At 68.2% G+C, this 16,392-nt stretch carries 17 protein-coding genes; 9 read left to right on the forward strand and 8 right to left on the reverse strand.

Annotation, left to right across the window (positions count from 1 at the left end; translation table 11 throughout):
- Nucleotides 1-51 precede the first annotated feature (51 nt).
- Both ACGFIF_RS14095 and ACGFIF_RS14100 read left to right on the forward strand, forming a co-directional pair.
- Entirely contained in the window at nucleotides 52-1,050 is a 999-nt protein-coding gene (locus ACGFIF_RS14095) for a stage II sporulation protein M (RefSeq protein WP_393154653.1), read from the forward strand.
- A 53-nt stretch (nucleotides 1,051-1,103) separates the two neighbouring features.
- The gene (locus ACGFIF_RS14100) at nucleotides 1,104-1,877 is read left to right on the forward strand and encodes a DUF1206 domain-containing protein (RefSeq protein WP_393154654.1); all 774 of its coding nucleotides are present in this window, start codon (nucleotides 1,104-1,106) and stop codon (nucleotides 1,875-1,877) included.
- 76 nt (nucleotides 1,878-1,953) lie between these two features.
- On the opposite strand, the gene ACGFIF_RS14105 is transcribed toward ACGFIF_RS14100, so the two are convergent.
- The 3 genes from ACGFIF_RS14105 to ACGFIF_RS14115 are packed head-to-tail and all read right to left on the reverse strand — an operon-like array spanning nucleotide 1,954 to nucleotide 5,056.
- On the reverse strand, nucleotides 1,954-3,543 hold the full coding sequence (locus ACGFIF_RS14105) for an ABC transporter permease (RefSeq protein WP_393154655.1): 1,590 nt from the start codon (nucleotides 3,541-3,543) through the stop codon (nucleotides 1,954-1,956).
- Complete coding sequence (locus ACGFIF_RS14110; RefSeq protein WP_393154656.1) at nucleotides 3,540-4,451, reverse strand: ATP-binding cassette domain-containing protein; 912 nt, start codon at nucleotides 4,449-4,451, stop codon at nucleotides 3,540-3,542. Before ACGFIF_RS14110 ends, ACGFIF_RS14105 begins: the two co-directional genes overlap by 4 nt.
- Nucleotides 4,448-5,056, reverse strand: a complete 609-nt coding sequence (locus ACGFIF_RS14115; RefSeq protein WP_393154657.1) for a TetR family transcriptional regulator — start codon at nucleotides 5,054-5,056, stop codon at nucleotides 4,448-4,450. The genes ACGFIF_RS14110 and ACGFIF_RS14115 overlap by 4 nt, the downstream gene beginning before the upstream one ends.
- Before the next feature lie 180 nt (nucleotides 5,057-5,236).
- Here ACGFIF_RS14115 and ACGFIF_RS14120 point away from each other — a divergent pair, with 180 nt between their 5' ends.
- Genes ACGFIF_RS14120 through ACGFIF_RS14140 form a run of 5 tightly spaced genes read left to right on the forward strand, consistent with a single transcriptional unit; the run spans nucleotide 5,237 to nucleotide 10,857 of the window.
- On the forward strand, nucleotides 5,237-7,039 hold the full coding sequence (locus ACGFIF_RS14120) for an ABC transporter substrate-binding protein (protein ID WP_393154658.1): 1,803 nt from the start codon (nucleotides 5,237-5,239) through the stop codon (nucleotides 7,037-7,039).
- A complete protein-coding gene (locus ACGFIF_RS14125; protein ID WP_393154659.1) occupies nucleotides 7,036-8,079 on the forward strand; it encodes an ABC transporter permease in 1,044 nt (347 codons plus the stop codon). Before ACGFIF_RS14120 ends, ACGFIF_RS14125 begins: the two co-directional genes overlap by 4 nt.
- On the forward strand, nucleotides 8,076-8,960 hold the full coding sequence (locus ACGFIF_RS14130) for an ABC transporter permease (RefSeq protein ID WP_393154660.1): 885 nt from the start codon (nucleotides 8,076-8,078) through the stop codon (nucleotides 8,958-8,960). The genes ACGFIF_RS14125 and ACGFIF_RS14130 overlap by 4 nt, the downstream gene beginning before the upstream one ends.
- Nucleotides 8,960-9,919 (forward strand): ABC transporter ATP-binding protein, encoded by a 960-nt coding sequence (locus ACGFIF_RS14135; RefSeq protein WP_393154661.1) that lies wholly within the window; start codon nucleotides 8,960-8,962, stop codon nucleotides 9,917-9,919. The genes ACGFIF_RS14130 and ACGFIF_RS14135 overlap by 1 nt, the downstream gene beginning before the upstream one ends.
- A complete protein-coding gene (locus ACGFIF_RS14140; RefSeq protein ID WP_393154662.1) occupies nucleotides 9,913-10,857 on the forward strand; it encodes an ABC transporter ATP-binding protein in 945 nt (314 codons plus the stop codon). The genes ACGFIF_RS14135 and ACGFIF_RS14140 overlap by 7 nt, the downstream gene beginning before the upstream one ends.
- Before the next feature lie 60 nt (nucleotides 10,858-10,917).
- On the opposite strand, the gene ACGFIF_RS14145 is transcribed toward ACGFIF_RS14140, so the two are convergent.
- Nucleotides 10,918-11,172, reverse strand: coding sequence for an amphi-Trp domain-containing protein (locus tag ACGFIF_RS14145; protein ID WP_393154663.1), 255 nt, complete (start codon nucleotides 11,170-11,172; stop codon nucleotides 10,918-10,920).
- Between the two features lie 73 nt (nucleotides 11,173-11,245).
- Between ACGFIF_RS14145 and ACGFIF_RS14150 the strand changes: the two genes are divergently transcribed.
- A complete protein-coding gene (locus ACGFIF_RS14150) occupies nucleotides 11,246-11,578 on the forward strand; it encodes an ArsR/SmtB family transcription factor (RefSeq protein WP_393154664.1) in 333 nt (110 codons plus the stop codon).
- Nucleotides 11,578-12,381: a VOC family protein gene (locus ACGFIF_RS14155; protein WP_393154665.1), complete on the forward strand. Its 804-nt coding sequence runs from the start codon at nucleotides 11,578-11,580 to the stop codon at nucleotides 12,379-12,381. Before ACGFIF_RS14150 ends, ACGFIF_RS14155 begins: the two co-directional genes overlap by 1 nt.
- 324 nt (nucleotides 12,382-12,705) lie before the next feature.
- Here the strand turns inward: ACGFIF_RS14155 and ACGFIF_RS14160 are convergent, their stop codons facing one another.
- The 4 genes from ACGFIF_RS14160 to ACGFIF_RS14175 all read right to left on the reverse strand — a co-directional run bounded on the left by ACGFIF_RS14160 (nucleotide 12,706) and on the right by ACGFIF_RS14175 (nucleotide 16,387).
- Nucleotides 12,706-13,287 carry a dihydrofolate reductase family protein gene (locus tag ACGFIF_RS14160; protein ID WP_393154666.1) on the reverse strand — a complete coding sequence of 194 codons (582 nt, stop codon included), beginning with the start codon at nucleotides 13,285-13,287 and terminating at the stop codon, nucleotides 12,706-12,708.
- A 65-nt stretch (nucleotides 13,288-13,352) separates the two neighbouring features.
- Entirely contained in the window at nucleotides 13,353-14,303 is a 951-nt protein-coding gene (locus ACGFIF_RS14165; protein WP_393154667.1) for a helix-turn-helix domain-containing protein, read from the reverse strand.
- Between the two features lie 95 nt (nucleotides 14,304-14,398).
- Nucleotides 14,399-14,866: a Tn3 family transposase gene (locus ACGFIF_RS14170; protein ID WP_393154668.1), complete on the reverse strand. Its 468-nt coding sequence runs from the start codon at nucleotides 14,864-14,866 to the stop codon at nucleotides 14,399-14,401.
- Nucleotides 14,867-15,094: 228 nt separating this feature from the next.
- A complete protein-coding gene (locus ACGFIF_RS14175) occupies nucleotides 15,095-16,387 on the reverse strand; it encodes a DUF58 domain-containing protein (protein ID WP_393154669.1) in 1,293 nt (430 codons plus the stop codon).
- Nucleotides 16,388-16,392 lie beyond the last annotated feature (5 nt).

Consider the following 16,392-nt stretch of genomic DNA (forward strand, 5'->3'; position numbering starts at 1 on the left):
GGTCCGGCTAGTCTGCCAGCGCGGAGAGCCAGAGCCGGGAGGAGGGCCACTGTGGATGTCGAGGCGTTCGTATCGGTGCACCAGCCGCAGTGGGACCGGCTGGCGTACCTGACCCGCCGGCAGCGGCGTCTGACCGGTGCGGAGGCAGAGGAGCTCGTCACCCTCTACCAGCGCGTCGGCACGCACCTGGCCGCGCTCCGAGCCGCCGGTGCGGACCCAGTGTCCATCGGTCGGCTCTCCGGCCTTATCGCCGACGCACGTGGTGCGGTGACTGGTGCACAGGCCCCTGTCTGGCGCGACATCTCCAAGTACTTCCTGGTGAGCTTCCCCGCCGCGCTCTACGTGTCCAGACGCTGGTGGCTCACCATCGGCCTGCTGTTCTACCTGGTCGCGGCCTGGGCCGCGTGGCGGATCATCGCGCACCCCGAGGTGGTGGACTCCATCCTCACGTCGGCGCAGGTCCAAGAGCTGGTCGACAAGGAGTTCGCCGCCTACTACTCGCAGAACCCGGCCCAGGACTTCGCCTTCCAGGTGTGGATCAACAACGCCACGATCAGTGCCGTCGTGCTCGCTCTCGGCATCCTGCTGATCCCGTCGATCTTCATCCTCTGGGACAACGCGCTCAACCTGGGCGTCAACGCCGGCCTGATGATCGGCCACGACCGGGCGGACGTCTTCTTCGGCCTGATCACCCCGCACGGCCTGCTGGAGCTGACCGCGGTCTTCGTCGCCTCCGCGGCGGGTCTGCGGCTCGGCTGGTCCTGGATCGCGCCCGGCCCGCGCACCCGCATGCAAGCGCTCGCCCAGACCGGCCGTGCCACCGTGGGCATGGCGATCGGCCTGGCCGCGATCCTCCTGGTCACCGGCATCATCGAAGCGTTCGTCACGCCGTCCGCACTGCCGACGGCCGTTCGGGTCGGCATCGGCGTACTGGCCGAGATCGGTTTCATCCTCTACGTCTGGGTCCTCGGCCGCCGCGCTGCCCGCGCCGGAGAGTACGGCGACGTCGAAGAGTCCGACCGCGAGGCGACAGCACCGGTCTCCGCCTAGCGTTTCGCTCCTGGGCACTGGACGGGGGTACGTTTCCCCGCCCGAGGAGCATGATGAGCAGCAACACCGCCCAGGAAGCCAGACAAAGTCAGTGGTATGGCGTCGCCATCACGGTCGGACTGATCGCGTACGGCGTGGTCCACCTGCTGGTCGCCTGGATCGCCCTGCAACTCGCCTGGGGGAAGTCGTCCCAGGAGGCGTCACACGAGGGCGCACTCGCGGAACTGGCCTCCAAGCCGATGGGCGGCGTACTGCTCTGGATCGTCGCCATCGGCATGTTCGCGCTGGTGATCTGGCGCGTCCTCCAGGTCGTCTACGGTCACCTGGACACGGAGCGGAAACTGTCGGCCGCGGGCCGCAGCGTCCTCTACCTGATCCTCGCCATCACCGCCGCCAAGTTCGCGATCGGGTCCGGCGGGTCCGGCAGTGAGAAGAAACAAACCCTCAGTGCGAAGCTGATGGAGCACGGCGCCGGCCGGATCCTGATCGTGCTGATCGGCCTCGGCGTGATTGCCCTCGGTGTCCGTCAGATCTACAAGGCGGTCACCAAGAAGTTCACCGAGGACCTGGTCGGGGGTGTCTCCGAGGTGACGATCCTGCTCGGCCAGATCGGGCACGCCGCCAAGGGCGTCGCCTTCATCGTCGCCGGTGGGCTGGTCGCCTGGGCCGCGATCGCCTACGACCCGGAGAAGGCGGGCGGCCTCGACACCGCGCTCCGCACGGTCAAGGATCAGCCTTTCGGCTCGGTCCTGCTGACCGTGCTCGCCCTCGGCATCGCCGCCTTCGGGGTCTACGCCTTCGTCTGGTCCCGCAACGCCAAGCGCTGACCGGATCGCCCAGCCGCTGACCGCTCGCCAAGCGCTGACCGGCTGACCGCTGACCGCTGACCGCGAGTCAGCCCGGTCAGCCGACCGGCAGATCCCGGCGCCGCAGGCCGACCAGACCGACAACTCCCAGGACAACGGCGATCGCGACCAACGTGATCACCGGCGCGGCCGAGGTCGAGCCGCCCGGCAACTGGGGGAGATGGCTGAACGGCGAGATGTCCCGGACCCACTCGTCCAGTTGCACACCGGCGCTGGTGAACCCGATCAGCATGCAGATCGCCGGCCCGGCCCACGCGACCGCGGACAGCCGCGGGAACAGGCCGAAGATCGCGATCGTCAGCCCGGCCAGAAACCACACGGCCGGAAGTTGCACCATCGCCGCACCGATCAGCCGCGGCACCTGCCCACCCACATCGCCGATCGCCGCACCGTACGCCAACCCCGCCGTGACGCCGGATACCAGCAACGCCAGCGCCGGACCGAGCAGCCCGAAGGCCAGGTGACTCGCGGCCCACGGCAGTCGTCCGACTGCCGTCGACAACACCGGCTCGGCCCGTCCGCTCGTCTCCTCGGCCCGCAGTCGCAGCGTCGCCTGGACGGCGTACGCCGACGCGATCAAACCGATGATCGTCATCACCCCGGCGAAGAACGAGTCGATCAGTCCTGCCGCACCACCGAGGCGTGCAAACACCTCCTGCACCGCGGGATCGTCGCGCATCAGGTCGCCGACGCCGTCGGCCACACCGCCGAACAGCAAGCCCAGCAAGGCGAATCCGGCCAGCCACGACACCAACAGCCCGCGATGCAACCGCCAGGCCAACCCCAGTGGCGAGGCCAAATCGCCGTCGGCCGGTCCGAGCTTGGCGGGCAACAGTCCGGCGCCAACGTCCCGCCGTACCGAGAGATAGATGGCGGCGGCAACGAGTACGACGGTTGCCGCGAGCACCAATACGGCCAGTCCCCACTGGTTGGCGCCGTACGGGTGGATCCGTTGGGCCCAGGCGATCGGGGACAGCCACGACAACCACGCGAGCGGGCCGTCTGTGCGAGCGCTCGTGTCACCGGCCGCCCGCAGTACGTACGCCGCACCGAGAACGGTGATCGCGATGCCGCGCGCCGTCGAGGCGCTCGCGGTGAGCTGGGCCGCGACGGCGCCGACGGCCGCGAAGAGCCAACCGGCACAGAGGAATTCGAGGCCGAGGGCAACCGACCCGGCGGCCGGCAGGTCCTGGCTCTGCATGCCCAGGGCAAGCAGTACGGCGAGCACCAGGTTGGCCGCGAACGTCACCAGCAACGCGGCCGCCAGCCCGGCGTGCCGGCCGACGACACTCGACCCGAGCAACTCGGCCCGGCCGGTCTCCTCCTCGACCCGGGTGTGCCGGATCACCGTGAGCAGGCTGAACAGCCCGATCATCACCGGCACGAAGCCGACCCGCCAGGTGATGAACTCACCCAGACTGGTCCCGGACAGCTCGCCGTACAGGGTGATGAAACCGGCGTTGCTCGCGTACTGCTGCCGCGACCCCGCCGTCGGGAACAGTTCGCCGAACGACTGCACGTAGCTGATCGGGATCAGCGCCAGCGGCAGGATCCACAGCGGCAGCAGGATCCGGTCGCGGCGCAGGATCAGCCGGACCAGACCCCCGGTGCCGGCGAGCGTCTTCATCGTGATCCCTCCGGCTCGTACAGCCGCAGGAACAGCTCCTCCAGCGTCGGCGGCTGGCTGACCAGACTCCGTACGCCGATCTCGGTGAGCCGCTTCAGCACCGGGTTGATCTCGTCGGTGTCGACGTCGAACCGCACCTGGCCGTCCTCGACCTGCAGGTCGTGAATGCCGTTCAGCTGGGCAAGACCGTTCATCGGCCCGACCAGCTCGGCCTTGATCGACGTACGGGTCAGGTGCCGCAGCTCGGACAACGTGCCGCTCTCGACGGCGCGACCGGCGCGGATGATGGTGACCCGATCGCACAGCGCCTCGACCTCGGACAGGATGTGGCTGGACAGCAGGACGGTCCGGCCGTCCCGGTCGCTCACCTCTTGAACGACCTCGCGGAACACCTCTTCCATCAACGGGTCGAGGCCGGAGGTCGGCTCGTCGAGCAGCAGCAGCTCGACGTCGGTGGCGAGCGCGGCGACCAGCGCGACCTTCTGGCGGTTGCCCTTCGAGTACGTCCGCGCCTTCTTCCGCGGGTCCAGGTCGAAGCGCTCGAGCAGCTCGGCCTTGCGCTTCTTGTCCAGCCCGCCGCGCATCCGGCCGAGCAGATCGATCGCCTCGCCTCCGGACAGGTTCGGCCAAAGGGTCACGTCGCCAGGGACGTAGGCCAGCCGCTTGTGCAGCTCGGTCGCATCCGACCACGGGTCGCCGTCGAGGAGGCGCGCGGTCCCGGAGGTGGCCCGGGTCAGCCCGAGCAGGATCCGGATGGTGGTGGTCTTCCCGGCGCCGTTCGGGCCGAGGAAGCCGTGCACCTCACCGGCGCGGATCGTGAGGTCGAGGCCGTCCAGGGCGCGGGTGGGCCCGAACGTCTTCACCAAGCCTTCGGTACTGATCGCCGACGTCGAGTCAGCCATGGTCATTGCTCCTCTGAGTACTTCCGTAGTTGTTCGAGCTGCTCAGGCGTCACCACCGGGATGGTGAAGACGTCGAGCATCGCCTTGGTCAGCCGGGCATAGCCGCTGGGACCGGCGATGTCCTCGCCGATCGCCTTCGAGACCTGGTCGCGGAGCACGAAGACGCCCATCTTCATCGCCGCCAGCACCGCGGCGTACGCCCGCCGGTCGCTGGGCTCGGTACCGAGCGTCTTGGTGAACTCCTCGCCCGCGTCGACCATCTCCAGGAACAGCGCGGTCGCGGTCTCCGAGCCGTCCATCATCGAGCGGACCAGGTACGTCTGCAGCGGCATCGTGATCGGGTGCACCGCGGAGATGTCGGTCTGGGCCGCGCCGCCCTGGAAGACCAGCTCCTCGCCGATCTGCAGCATCCGCTCCTTCGCGTACTGGTCGCAGGCCTCGCGCAAGGCCTGCTTGGAGCCGAAGTGGTGCCGGACCAGGCCGGACGAGACGCCCGCCTCGGCCGCGATGTCGCGGATCGAGGCGCCCTCGATACCACGCTCGGTGAACAGCTTCATCGCCGCGTCCCGGATCCGGGCCCGTGCGGTCAGATCGTCGGCCGGTCGGTCCATGTCACTTCCTCTCGCTACACACAAGAGCAAACTACTACACGACCGTGTAGTCAAGAGGAAAATGATTACTGCTTCGGAAACGTTCCAGTGACAAATTTCCGTAGCTCGTTGACAGGAGAGCGCTTGCTGGTGTGTTTTCTTCCCCAATACACATGACTGGGCGGAAGGTGTGTGGGGCGGATGAGGAAGGTGCTGGCAGCAATCGCTGCCGCCGGACTACTGGCACTTGCGGCACTACCCGGTACGGCGGCCAACGCCGCTGAACCGTCGAAGAAGGTCATCCGGGTCGGGGTCACCCAGGCGGTGGACTCGATGAACCCGTTCCTGGCCGTCCGGCTGGTGTCCGGATCGCTCCAGCGGTGGATGTACGGCTTCCTGACCGTGCCGGACTCCAAGACCCTGCAGCCGAGTCCCGACCTGGCCGAGTCCTGGACGACGTCACCCGACGGCCTGACCTGGACGTTCAAGATCCGCGAGGCGAAGTGGTCGGACGGGCAGCCGGTGACCGCGGCCGACGCGGCCTGGACGTTCAACAAGATGATGACCGACGACGCCGCCAAGACCGGGAACGGCCCGGCGGTGGAGAACTTCGCCAGCGTCACCGCGAACGGCCAGGAGTTGACCATCAAGCTGAAGGCCCCGCAGGCGTCGATGCTGGACAACCCGGTCCCGATCATGCCGAAGCACGTCTGGGAGAAGGTGCCGGACATCGCGAAGTACGAGGCCGACGTCTATCCGACCGTCGGCAGTGGTCCGTACATCGCGGTGGAGAGCAAGAAGGACCAGTACGTGAAGCTCCAGGCCAACCCGAACTACTGGCGTGGCGCCCCGAAGATCGACGAACTGCAGATGATCTTCTACGACAACCCGGCGGCCGCGATCGTCGGGCTGAAGAAGGGTGACATCGACCTGATCGGCCGGCTCGCGCCGCCGGACTTCGAGTCGCTCAAGGGCGACGAGAACATCGTCCAGTGGAACACGGCCGGCCGGCGGGCGACGTACCTGCAGATCAACCACGGCGCCACCACCAGCGACAACAAGCCGATCGGTGACGGGCACCCGGCGCTGAAGGACCCGCTGGTCCGGCAGGCGCTGCACTACGCGATCGACAAGCAGAAACTCGTCGACGAGGTGCAGAACGGCCTCGCCCAGCCGGCTGACGGATCGATCATCCCGCCGATGTACAAGGACTTCTTCTGGCAGGCCGAGGGCGACAAGAAGGTCGGGTACGACGTTGCCAAGGCCAACAAGATCCTGGACGACGCCGGATACAAGAAGGGTGCCGACGGCATCCGGACGATGCCGGACGGGTCGCGGAAGCTGCAGTTCCGGTTCAGCATCCACACCGACACCCCGATCGAGGACAAGCTGTCCGAGTACCTGACCGGCTGGTTGAAGGAGATCGGTATCCAGCTGTCCACCAAGCGGCTCGACTCGAGCAAGTTCACCGAGGAGACCGGGACGACGGCGCTGTTCGACATCGCGATCAGCGGCTGGTCGGTGAACCCGGACCCGGAGGAGGTGCTGGCCACGCACCTGTGCAGCCGGCGGCCGACCGCGTCCGGCGAGGGCGGCGGCACCGAGTCGTTCTACTGCGACCCGCAGTACGAGGACCTCTACAAGCAGCAGCAGAAGGAGCTCGACCGGCCGAAGCGGGCCGAGATCATCAAGAAGATGGAGGAGCGGCTCTACACCGACGCACCGGTGATCGCGCTCTACTACCCGAACAACCTCGAGGGCTACCGCAAGGACCGGATCGCCAAGGTCACGCCGATCCCGGAGGACAAGGGCATGCTGTACGGCGGTAGCGGCTACTGGCCGTTCTACACGCTGGAAGCGGTGACGAACGATGCCGCGAGTACGGACGAGGGCGGTTCGAGTGCGGGCGTGATCGGTGGAGTCGCGGGTGGCGTCGGCGTCCTGGCCATCGCCGGGTTCTTCCTGCTGCGGCGTCGCCAGGGTGCCGCCGACGAGCGCGAATGACAGCAACACCGCCGGTCACCCAGCCGGCTGCCGAGGTACTGGAGGAGAACCCGGCCCGCCACGGTCTGCTGCGCTACGCGGCGACCAAGGCGGGCGGGGCCCTGTTCAGTATCGCGATGGTCATCGTCGCGACGTTCTTCCTGTTCCGGCTGCTGCCGGGTGACCCGGTCCGGGCGCTCGCGCAGGGCCGGAACATGACACCGGAGCAACTCGATCTCGAACGGGCCCGGCTCGGGCTGGACAAGTCGGTGCCGGAGCAGTTCCTGCATTTCGTCAAGCAGACACTGCAGTTCGACCTCGGGACCTCCTACGAGTACAAGCGGCCGGTGCTGGACCTGATCGGGGAGCGGATCGGGTCGACGCTGCTGCTCACCGGGACCGCGCTGGTGATGGCGGTCAGCCTCGGGCTCTGGCAGGGCGCGCGGGCGGGCTGGAAGCCGGGCAGCCGGTTCGACAAGTTCTCGACCGCGATCTCGCTGGTGTTGTGGTCGGTGCCGACGTTCTGGCTCGGGTTGCTGCTGCTGATGGTGTTCGCGGCCGGGGTCGGGCCGATCCCCGGTCTCTTCCCGACGCGGGGGAGCTCGAGTGTGGACGCGCCCGACGGGTTCGCGTACGTGCTGGACGTCGCGCAGCACATGGTGTTGCCGTGTCTGACCATGGTTGCCGTCGTCTACGCGCAGTACCTGCTGGTGATGCGGTCGTCGGTGCTGGACGAGGTCGGGCAGGACTACATCACGACGGCGCGGGCCAAGGGTTTGCGTGACGACGACATCCGGCGCAAGCACGCCGTACCGAACGCACTGCTGCCGACGGTGACGTTGGTGTTCATGCGGATCGGGTTCGTGGTCGGGGGTGCGGTGACGGTCGAGGCGATCTTCAGCTGGCCGGGGCTTGGGCAGCTGTTCTACGAGGCGATCCGGGTGCCGGACTTCACCTTGATGCAGGGCACGTTCCTGCTGATCACGGTGTCGGTGATCGTGATGAACACGCTGGCAGACGTCGTCTACCACGTGCTGGATCCACGGGTGAGGTCGGCATGAGCAGCGTGACGTGGACCCGCCGGCAGCGGGCGTTCAAGCGGTTCTGGGGTGAGTTCCGGACGCACCGGGCCGGGATGGTGGGGCTCGCCATCCTGGTGCTGGCTGTGCTGCTGGCGCTGATCGCGCCGCTGTTCATCGATTCGGGTGTGACGAACGTCGTCAGCGGGACCGGCGAGAAGATGGCGCCGCCGAGTTTCGACTATCCACTCGGCACCGACGAGTCCGGGCGCTCGGTGCTGCTGATGATCTGGTGGGGTTCGCGGACCTCGCTGCTGATCGGGTTCCTCGCGGCTCTGCTGAGCATGGTGATCGGGACCGTGCTCGGGATCGCGGCCGGGCACTTCCGCGGTTGGTTCGGGGCGATCATCCTGCGCATCACCGATTGGTTCCTGGTGCTGCCGTCGCTGGTCACCGCACTGGTGCTGGCCGCGATTCTCGGCGGCAGTACGGCGACCATCATCGTCGCGATCGGGGTGACGTCCTGGCCGTCGACGGCCCGGCTGATCCGGGCCCAGACGCTGGCTGTGGAAGCACGCCCGTACATCGAACGGTCTCTCGCCCTCGGCGCCGGCCACTGGCACATCACCACCCGGCACGTGCTGCCCAACGTCGCACCGTTGCTGTTGGCAAGTACGACGCTCGAGGTGGCGAGTGCGATCGTCACCGAGTCGACACTTGCGTTCCTCGGGGTGAGTGCGAACAAGACCTCCTGGGGGACGATGTTGCGCGGCTCATACGACTGGGGTGCGGCCACCGCCGGTGCGTGGTGGTACATCCTCGTGCCGGGTCTGTGCATCGTGATCGTGGTGATGGCGTTCACCTTGTGCGGGCGGGCGTTGGAGAGTGTGCTCAATCCCCGGTTGCGGACGAGGACGGCGTGATGGGTCTGCTCGAGTTGGACGATCTGTCCGTCACCTACCGGATCGCATCCGGCGACGTTCCCGCCGTACGGGGTGTGTCTCTGTCGTTGGAGGCCGGTGAGGCTCTCGGACTGGCGGGGGAGTCGGGGTCGGGGAAGTCTTCCATCGCGATGGCACTGCTGCGGCTGTTGCCGCGGTCCGCGCGTCTCGAAGGGCGCATTGTGCTGGACGGCGAGGACGTCCTGACCATGAACTGGGGCCGGTTGCGGGCGGTCCGGTGGTCCGCGGCGTCGATCGTGTTCCAGGGTGCGCAGCACGGGTTGAACCCGGTGCAGCGGATCGGGGACCAGATCGCCGAGCCCTTGCTGGTGCACCGGTTGGCTTCGCCGGCCGAGGCGTCTGTCCGGGTTCGGGAGTTGCTGGAGCAGGTCGGATTGCCGACCTGGCGGGCGCGGAGTTACCCGCACGAACTCAGTGGTGGCCAACGGCAACGAGTCATGATCGCGATGGCATTGGCCTGCTCGCCGCGGCTGATCATCGCGGACGAGCCGACCACCGCGCTCGACCTGATGGTGCAGGCGCAGGTGCTCACGCTGATCCGGCAGTTGATCGCCGAGCACGACATCTCACTGCTGATGATCTCGCACGATCTGTCCGTGCTCGCGGACGTGTGCGACCGGCTGGCCGTGATGTACGCCGGTCGGTTGGTCGAGTCCGGTCCTTCGGCCGGGGACTTCCAGCATCCGTACAGCAAGGCGCTCGCGGCCGCGTTCCCGACCGTGGGCGATCCGGCGTCGCGGTTGGCGCCGCGCGGTCTCGCGGGCGATCCGCCGGATCCGCAGCAGTTGCCTGATGGGTGCTCGTTCCATCCGCGGTGTCCGGTGGCGCTGGAGTCCTGTTCGACGGCTGCCGTCGAGCTGCGTCCGGCGGGTCAGGGTCGTACCGCGGCCTGCGTACTGGTGGGGGAGGGAACTTGCTAGAGGCAACTGATGTTGCGGTCGAGTTCGCGTCACGCGGCCGACGCGCGCGGGCGGTGGACGGCGTCAACCTGTCCGTCGGCGCCGGCGAGATCGTCGCGCTGGTCGGCGAATCCGGCTGCGGCAAGACCACCCTGGCCCGGACCCTGCTCGGCCTCGAACGCCCGACCTCCGGTCAGGTCTCGTACGACGGCACGCCCCTGAGCTACACCGGACGTCGCCTGCGCGCGTTCCGCCGGCAGGTCCAGCTGGTGCTGCAGGATCCGATGGGCTCGCTGAATCCACGGCAGACCGTTTACGAGGCGGTTGCCGAGGGCCCGCGGATCCATGGGCTGCCGGATGAGGAGGCGGTGGTCACGAGCGCCTTGTCGCGCGCGGGTTTGCGACCACCTGAGCGGTTCTTCCTGCGGTACCCGCATGAGCTGTCGGGCGGTCAACGGCAGCGGGTCGTGATCGCAGGGGCGTTGGCGTTGAACCCGAAAGTGCTGATCGCCGACGAACCGGTCGCCTCGCTGGACGCGTCGGTCCGTGGCGAGATCCTCGCGTTGCTCCTGCGGTTGCGTGACGAGCTCGGTCTGGCCGCGCTGGTGGTGACGCACGATCTCGGGCTGGCGTGGAACATCGCCGACCGGGTCGCGGTCATGTACCTCGGCCGGATCGTCGAGTCCGGGCCTACTGAGGAGGTGCTGACGAATCCGCAGCACCCGTACACGCGGGCACTGCTGTCGGTCCTCCCCGAGTCCCCGCAGCGGATCGTCCTGAGTGGTGAGCCACCCGACCCCACCCGCATCCCCACCGGCTGCCGCTTCCACCCCCGCTGCCAACTGGTAGCTGCCGGCGCCGGCACCGACGCCTGCCACTCGACTGCCCTCTCGATCCTCCCCGCACAGGCCGACTCCCAAGTCGCCTGCCACGTGGCCCAGGTCCGTATTTCCAGCTGAGGGCGGCAGACCAGACTCCGGCCGGTGCCCCCAACGTCGTGGGCACCGGCCGGCCCTCGGCTAGACCTCGGTGTCGTCGTCTTCGGGGGCTTCGTCGGCGTCGGCGATGGCCCACTTCAGCTGGAACTCGACCTCTTCCTCGCTGTCGCCGCGCTCGTGCTCGACGCTGATCCGGGCGTTCTTCGGCACGGTGAACCGCTCGCCCGCGATCTGGATCCGGAACGGCTTGCCCGTCTCCAGGGCATCCGCCAGCCGCCGCAGCTTGGCCGCGAAGTCGGCGACCGAGTAGTCCTTCTCGACATCTCTTTCACTCATGCGGCTCATCCAATCAGGCGGGAGGTTCTTCCAGCAGTTGACAATAGTTGTACGTCGGGTTAACTATTGCGCCATGGTGGAAGATCAGGTCGATCGGTTCTTCGAAGTACTGGCTGATCCGACCCGGCGTCAGGTGGTGCGGCTGCTCGGCGAAGGCCCGCAGCGCGCCGGCCAGTTGGCCGCCGCGACCGGTTCCTCGTCACCCGCGATGAGCCGGCACCTGCGGATCCTGCTGTCGGCCGGGCTGGTCGCCGACGAGCGCGGGCCCGACGACGCGCGGGTGCGGATCTTCCGGCTGAACCCCGAGCCCGTGGTCGCCGTGCAGGCCTGGCTGGACCAGGTGCAGGCGCACTGGCGAGACCAGTTGGGCTCGTTCAAACGACACGTCGAGCAGAAGGAGTCATGATGACGACCAAGCAGTCCGCATCGGCGTCGGTCGAGGTCGCCGCCGATCCCGCGACCGCGTTCCGCATCTTCACCGAGGAGATCGACCTGTGGTGGGTCCGCGGCCCGATCAACTTCTTCGACTCCGCCCGGGCCACCGCGATGCAGATCGAGCCGGGCGTCGGCGGCCGCATCCTCGAGGTGTACTCGCCGCCGGACGACGTACTCGAGCTGGGCACGATCACCGACTGGGAGCCCGGTGCGGTGCTCGCGTACCGCAGTTCGGTCGACGACACCGAGACGCGGATCAGCTTCGACGCCCTCGACGGCGGCACTCGCGTCACCGTCGTACAGTCCCTGGTCCAGGGTGGCTCGAAAGCGTTCTACTTCTGGCCCAACATCCTCCACTGGGTGCCGCAGTGGATCGACCGGCGCGACGTACCGCAGACCCCGCGTGAGCTTGACCGGCTCTCGATCGCCTTGTACTACGAGGATCCGGCCGGCGCGGCGCGATGGCTGCACTCGGTCTTCGGCCTGGGGTCGTGGGACAAGATCCCGGCCGAGGGTGAGGACCCGTCCTGGATCGAGCTGCACGTCGGCTCCGCGGCGATCCTGCTCTTCAAACTGACCGAGGAACGCGTCGGCGGGCTGGATCATGAGGTCTGGGTGTACGTCGACGACCTCGACGCGCACTTCGCCCGCAGTTCCGAGAACGGCGCCAAGATCGTCTCCGAGATCCACCAGCACGGCTACCGCCGCTACGAGGCCGACGACCTCGAAGGCCACCGCTGGATCTTCGCCCAGGCCCGCCCCACGATGCAGTGACGATCCCGCTCACCGGAATCAACGGCCGCCTGGAGCACCTGCGCGGCTCGCCCTCGGCTTCCGCAACCTCACCAACTACATCGCCCGATCCCTACTCGAGACAGCCGGATTCAGACCCCGACTACACCCTGCATTGGTGAAGAGCCGCTCTTCCTGGGGTCGGCCGAAGATACGACGGAAACCGGCACCCAGTGATCTTGAGTTGAACTTGCCGCAGGTGAGGTGCTGGGGCGGATCGGCGTCGGCTGCGCGACCAGGGACAGCGATGCGCAAACGCAGTGTCACCGTTCGCAGTGGACTTCTTCGCGTACCGGCTCAGATCGGTCAACGGCGCACCCGATAGCGCAGGTGAAGCACCCGGTTGCCCTGAATCACCACGTCAGGATCCTCCAACAGGTGCTGCGCGTCGACCGACCCGAAGTAGCGCTTGCCGGACCCGAACACGACGGGTACGACGTCCATGCGCACATCGTCGACCAGGCCTGCGGCAAGCGCCTGGCCACCGACGTCGCCGGCGGCGACCTCGACGATGCGGTCACCGGCAAGCTCCTGCGCCTTGGCCACGGCTGCCTCGACGCCGTCGACGAAGTGAAACGGCGCCTCGGGGTCCCAGCCCTCGGGCTTCGGCCGGTGCGTCACGACGACCACGTGGTCGACCCCGCCCGGAGGCTTCCCGTCCCAGCCGTCCGTCAGGTCGAAGACGTGGCGGCCGGCGATCGTCGCCCCGATCTGGTCCCAGTACGCCCGGGTGTAGTCGTAGGACGCCTGCGACAGCTTGAGCACGCCGCTCTCGTCCAACGGGACGTCACCGCTGGTCAACCAGTCGAACAGCGGTCCGGGCTGGTCATTCGCGTCCGCGATGAAGCCGTCCACCGACACCGAGCTGTACATGACCACCTTGCCCACGGCGCTCTCCTTTCCTTTGGGTGCCCCCAAATTAGCGTGTCGTGAGCTGTCGCTCTTGTAAGAAATCAATCGGCCGGCAGCGGCCAGCCGTCCAGCACGTGGCCGGGATGTTCGCGCAGGAACCGCCGCCGGACTTCGACGTACCGGGTCGGCGTGAGCCCGGTGAAGGCCTGGAACTCGTGGCCGAAGTGGGCCTGGTCGAAGTAGCCTGCGCCACCGGCGAGGTCGCCCCAGTCGATCGGTCCGGCGGGGTTGATCGCGAGCACGGTGGCGGCGAAGCGGTAGCTGCGGGCCAGCCGCTTCGGCGTGACGCCGATGAGCTCCTTGAAGCGCTGTGCCAGATGAGTGCTGCTGACACCGGCTGCCACGCTCAGGTCGCCGATCGCCACCGCCCCGCTGGTCGCCGCGATGACGCTGCTCGTATGGCGGACCAGCCCCAGGCCGGCGGTCTCGCACAGCCGTCGCATCAGCTCCTCCTCGAGCAGTGTCAGCATCTCGTGCGGTCCGTCCGCCGTCGCCAGCCGGTCTCTCAGCTCAGCAATGGCGGGCCGGCCCCAAACCTGCTCTATCGTCACCGGCCGGTCACACAGCTCGGCCGCGGGCATCGGCAGGAACGGCGCCAGCCCCCACGGCTTGACGTGCACGCCGACAGACCGGGTCCGGAACGGGTAGCCGAACTCCCACGCGCGGGTGGGCATGGTGACCACGCAGCCGTCGGCGTACTCGGCCGTCTCGATGTCGGTGCCGGCGCGGATGCGGAACGGTGCCCCGAGGTTGACGATGAGCAACGCCGACGGCGCCGGCGGCAGCGTCAGCAGGGCGTACGGCGGCACACCCTCCAGGTAGTAGAGGTCGTCGATCAGCCCGTCCAGCGGCGGTCGCGGCACTCTGGACACGTACTCCATGCCCACAGCATCGCCGACGCCCCACCGGCATCGCGCGCCGGGATGGTCCAGCCGCGCTGTCGCCAGCATCGAGCCGGCGCCGATCCCGGACGAGCGCCCGGCCGCGGACATTTGCGTGGGTTACGCGTGCTGCGTGAGCGATGGAGGATTCTCGGCCCTTCAGTGTCGCCCTGCATGGGGGAGCGCTAAACCAACCCTCTGCCGCGTTACCGTGCCCTGCTACGCGGCCGCGGGCTGTTCGCCGCCAAAGTCGACCTCGTCCAGCGCGGGGTCGAACACGTTCGGCGGGGTGTGGAGTTCGTCGGTTGCGTGGCGCCGAACCGGGGGATGTGGGAGGTCAGGTCGGGCGAGAGCTGGGCCAGATCCTCAGCGGTCACCTGCCACCCCTCGGTAACCAGCTGCCGGATGACCTCCATCATGTCGATCGCGGTGTGGAACACGATCAGGTTGCACAGCAGCGAGTTCCATTTGACCGACTTCTCCTGCTCGGCCGGGTCGTTCTCGGCGATCACGCCTTGGTTGCCGATGCTTTCACGGCAGCAAACCGTGAGGCCTTCGAACGGGTTCCGCGCTAGAGGGCAGGTCTTGCACAGCCCGAGGTAGCTGTCGACGGGTGGTGTCGCTTGGCTCGACGTGCCGTTGGACCGGGACGCGAGTCGCCCCAGCGGGTGCACGTCCCACGCCTTGCGCGACGGTTTCCGACCCCTGCTCGTGTAGATACTGCTTGGCCGCTGGGCGCCCGGCCGGTAGGTCAGGCACGAGGCGCAGGAGCCCGGAACGCGGGCGAAGCCCGTGGGGTGCGGCGGAAGCCGCAGGGCGGGCGGTAGCCCGCAAGGAAGATCGGGTGGGCGGGAGCGCGCGTAGCTGGGGCGACGAAGGAGCCGCTGCGTAGCACGCGGGGGTTACAACCGGCCGGCCTTCTTCAAAGCCAGGTACGTGTCGGCCAGCGCGGGCGCGATGGTGTCGGGGTTTTCGTCCACGACGGTGACGCCGGCTCGGGTGAGGATCGCGGTGACTCGTTCGCGGTCCAGGCGGGTGCGAGCAGCCGACGCCGCGCCGTACACCTCGATCAGGTCGGAGCGGGTGGATTCGAGTTCCGTGAGGCGCGGGTCGGCGACGGAGGCGAGCACGATCACGTGGCGGCGCAACAGCGGACCGATCACCGGCAGCAGGGACTCCTCGATCACGGCCGGGTCCAGACCGGTCAGCAGTACGACGAGGGACCGCTGGCCGAGACGTTCGAGCACCTGCGACACGACCACGCGGAAGTCCGTCTGGACCAACTCCGCCTCGACGTTCGCGAGCGCGTTCACGAACGACGGAAGCACGTCCTCCGGCGCAGGACGCCGTACGTCGGCACGTACCGCGGAATCGCACGCCAGCAAGGAGACCCGGTCACCCGCACGGGTTGCCAGCGCGGCCAGTAGCAGCGCGGCGTCCATCGCGTGGTCGAGGCGTGGCGCGTCGCCGACCCGGCCTGCGGACATCCGGCCGGAGTCGATCACGATGGCGACCTGGCGATCGCGTTCGGGCCGCCAGGTGCGCAGTACGACGTTGCCGCGCCGGGCGGTGGCACGCCAGTCGATGCTCCGTACGTCGTCACCCGGCACGTAGTCACGCAGTGAGTCGAACTCGGTGCCCTGACCCCTGACCAGCAAGGCGGTCCGGCCGTCCAGCTCCCGCAACCGTGCCAGCCGCGACGGCAGGTGCTTACGACTCTTGAACGGCGGCAACGCCCGCACCGTCCACGGCACCCGGTGCGACCCCTGACGACCGGCGAAGCCGAGCGGACCGATCGATCTGATCGTCACCCGATCCGCCTGCCGATCACCCCGCCGCGTGGGCAGCAGATGTGTCGTCAGCCGTCGCCGCTCGCCATGTGGCAGGTCCAGCGTGTGCGGCGGATCCTGTACGCCGGCCGACGGCGGCCACGCATCACGCAGCAACCCCTTGACCCGCCGACCCGGATTGGCAACCAGCAACTGAACGACAGCCGGTTCACCCAGTCGTACGGCGTTGTCGCCCGCGCGACTCAACTGGAGTCGTCGCGGCGACCCGGCCAGCAGCATGTCGACCAGACACACCACGAGCACGACCGCGACCACCACGCCGACTCCGCCCCAGCTCGGCATGAGCAGAGCGACGAAGACGACGCCCGCGGCGGCCAGCAGACCGGCCCGGCCTGTGAGCACCATCAGCT

Origin of the sequence: Kribbella sp. NPDC049174 (assembly GCF_043197365.1) — a bacterium.
Classification (GTDB): Bacteria; Actinomycetota; Actinomycetes; order Propionibacteriales; family Kribbellaceae; genus Kribbella.

What these genes read in the sequence shown, in the direction of transcription:
- ACGFIF_RS14110 (WP_393154656.1), bottom strand. Translation starts at nt 4,451, where the DNA reads ATGACCATGGCTGACTCGACGTCGGCGATCAGTACCGAAGGCTTGGTG.
- ACGFIF_RS14105 (WP_393154655.1), bottom strand. Translation starts at nt 3,543, where the DNA reads ATGAAGACGCTCGCCGGCACCGGGGGTCTGGTCCGGCTGATCCTGCGC.
- ACGFIF_RS14150 (WP_393154664.1), top strand. Translation starts at nt 11,246, where the DNA reads ATGGTGGAAGATCAGGTCGATCGGTTCTTCGAAGTACTGGCTGATCCG.
- ACGFIF_RS14155 (WP_393154665.1), top strand. Translation starts at nt 11,578, where the DNA reads ATGACGACCAAGCAGTCCGCATCGGCGTCGGTCGAGGTCGCCGCCGAT.
- ACGFIF_RS14175 (WP_393154669.1), bottom strand. Translation starts at nt 16,387, where the DNA reads ATGGTGCTCACAGGCCGGGCCGGTCTGCTGGCCGCCGCGGGCGTCGTC.
- ACGFIF_RS14145 (WP_393154663.1), bottom strand. Translation starts at nt 11,172, where the DNA reads ATGAGTGAAAGAGATGTCGAGAAGGACTACTCGGTCGCCGACTTCGCG.
- ACGFIF_RS14125 (WP_393154659.1), top strand. Translation starts at nt 7,036, where the DNA reads ATGACAGCAACACCGCCGGTCACCCAGCCGGCTGCCGAGGTACTGGAG.
- ACGFIF_RS14165 (WP_393154667.1), bottom strand. Translation starts at nt 14,303, where the DNA reads ATGTCCGCGGCCGGGCGCTCGTCCGGGATCGGCGCCGGCTCGATGCTG.
- ACGFIF_RS14135 (WP_393154661.1), top strand. Translation starts at nt 8,960, where the DNA reads ATGGGTCTGCTCGAGTTGGACGATCTGTCCGTCACCTACCGGATCGCA.
- ACGFIF_RS14130 (WP_393154660.1), top strand. Translation starts at nt 8,076, where the DNA reads ATGAGCAGCGTGACGTGGACCCGCCGGCAGCGGGCGTTCAAGCGGTTC.
- ACGFIF_RS14115 (WP_393154657.1), bottom strand. Translation starts at nt 5,056, where the DNA reads ATGGACCGACCGGCCGACGATCTGACCGCACGGGCCCGGATCCGGGAC.
- ACGFIF_RS14100 (WP_393154654.1), top strand. Translation starts at nt 1,104, where the DNA reads ATGAGCAGCAACACCGCCCAGGAAGCCAGACAAAGTCAGTGGTATGGC.
- ACGFIF_RS14120 (WP_393154658.1), top strand. Translation starts at nt 5,237, where the DNA reads ATGAGGAAGGTGCTGGCAGCAATCGCTGCCGCCGGACTACTGGCACTT.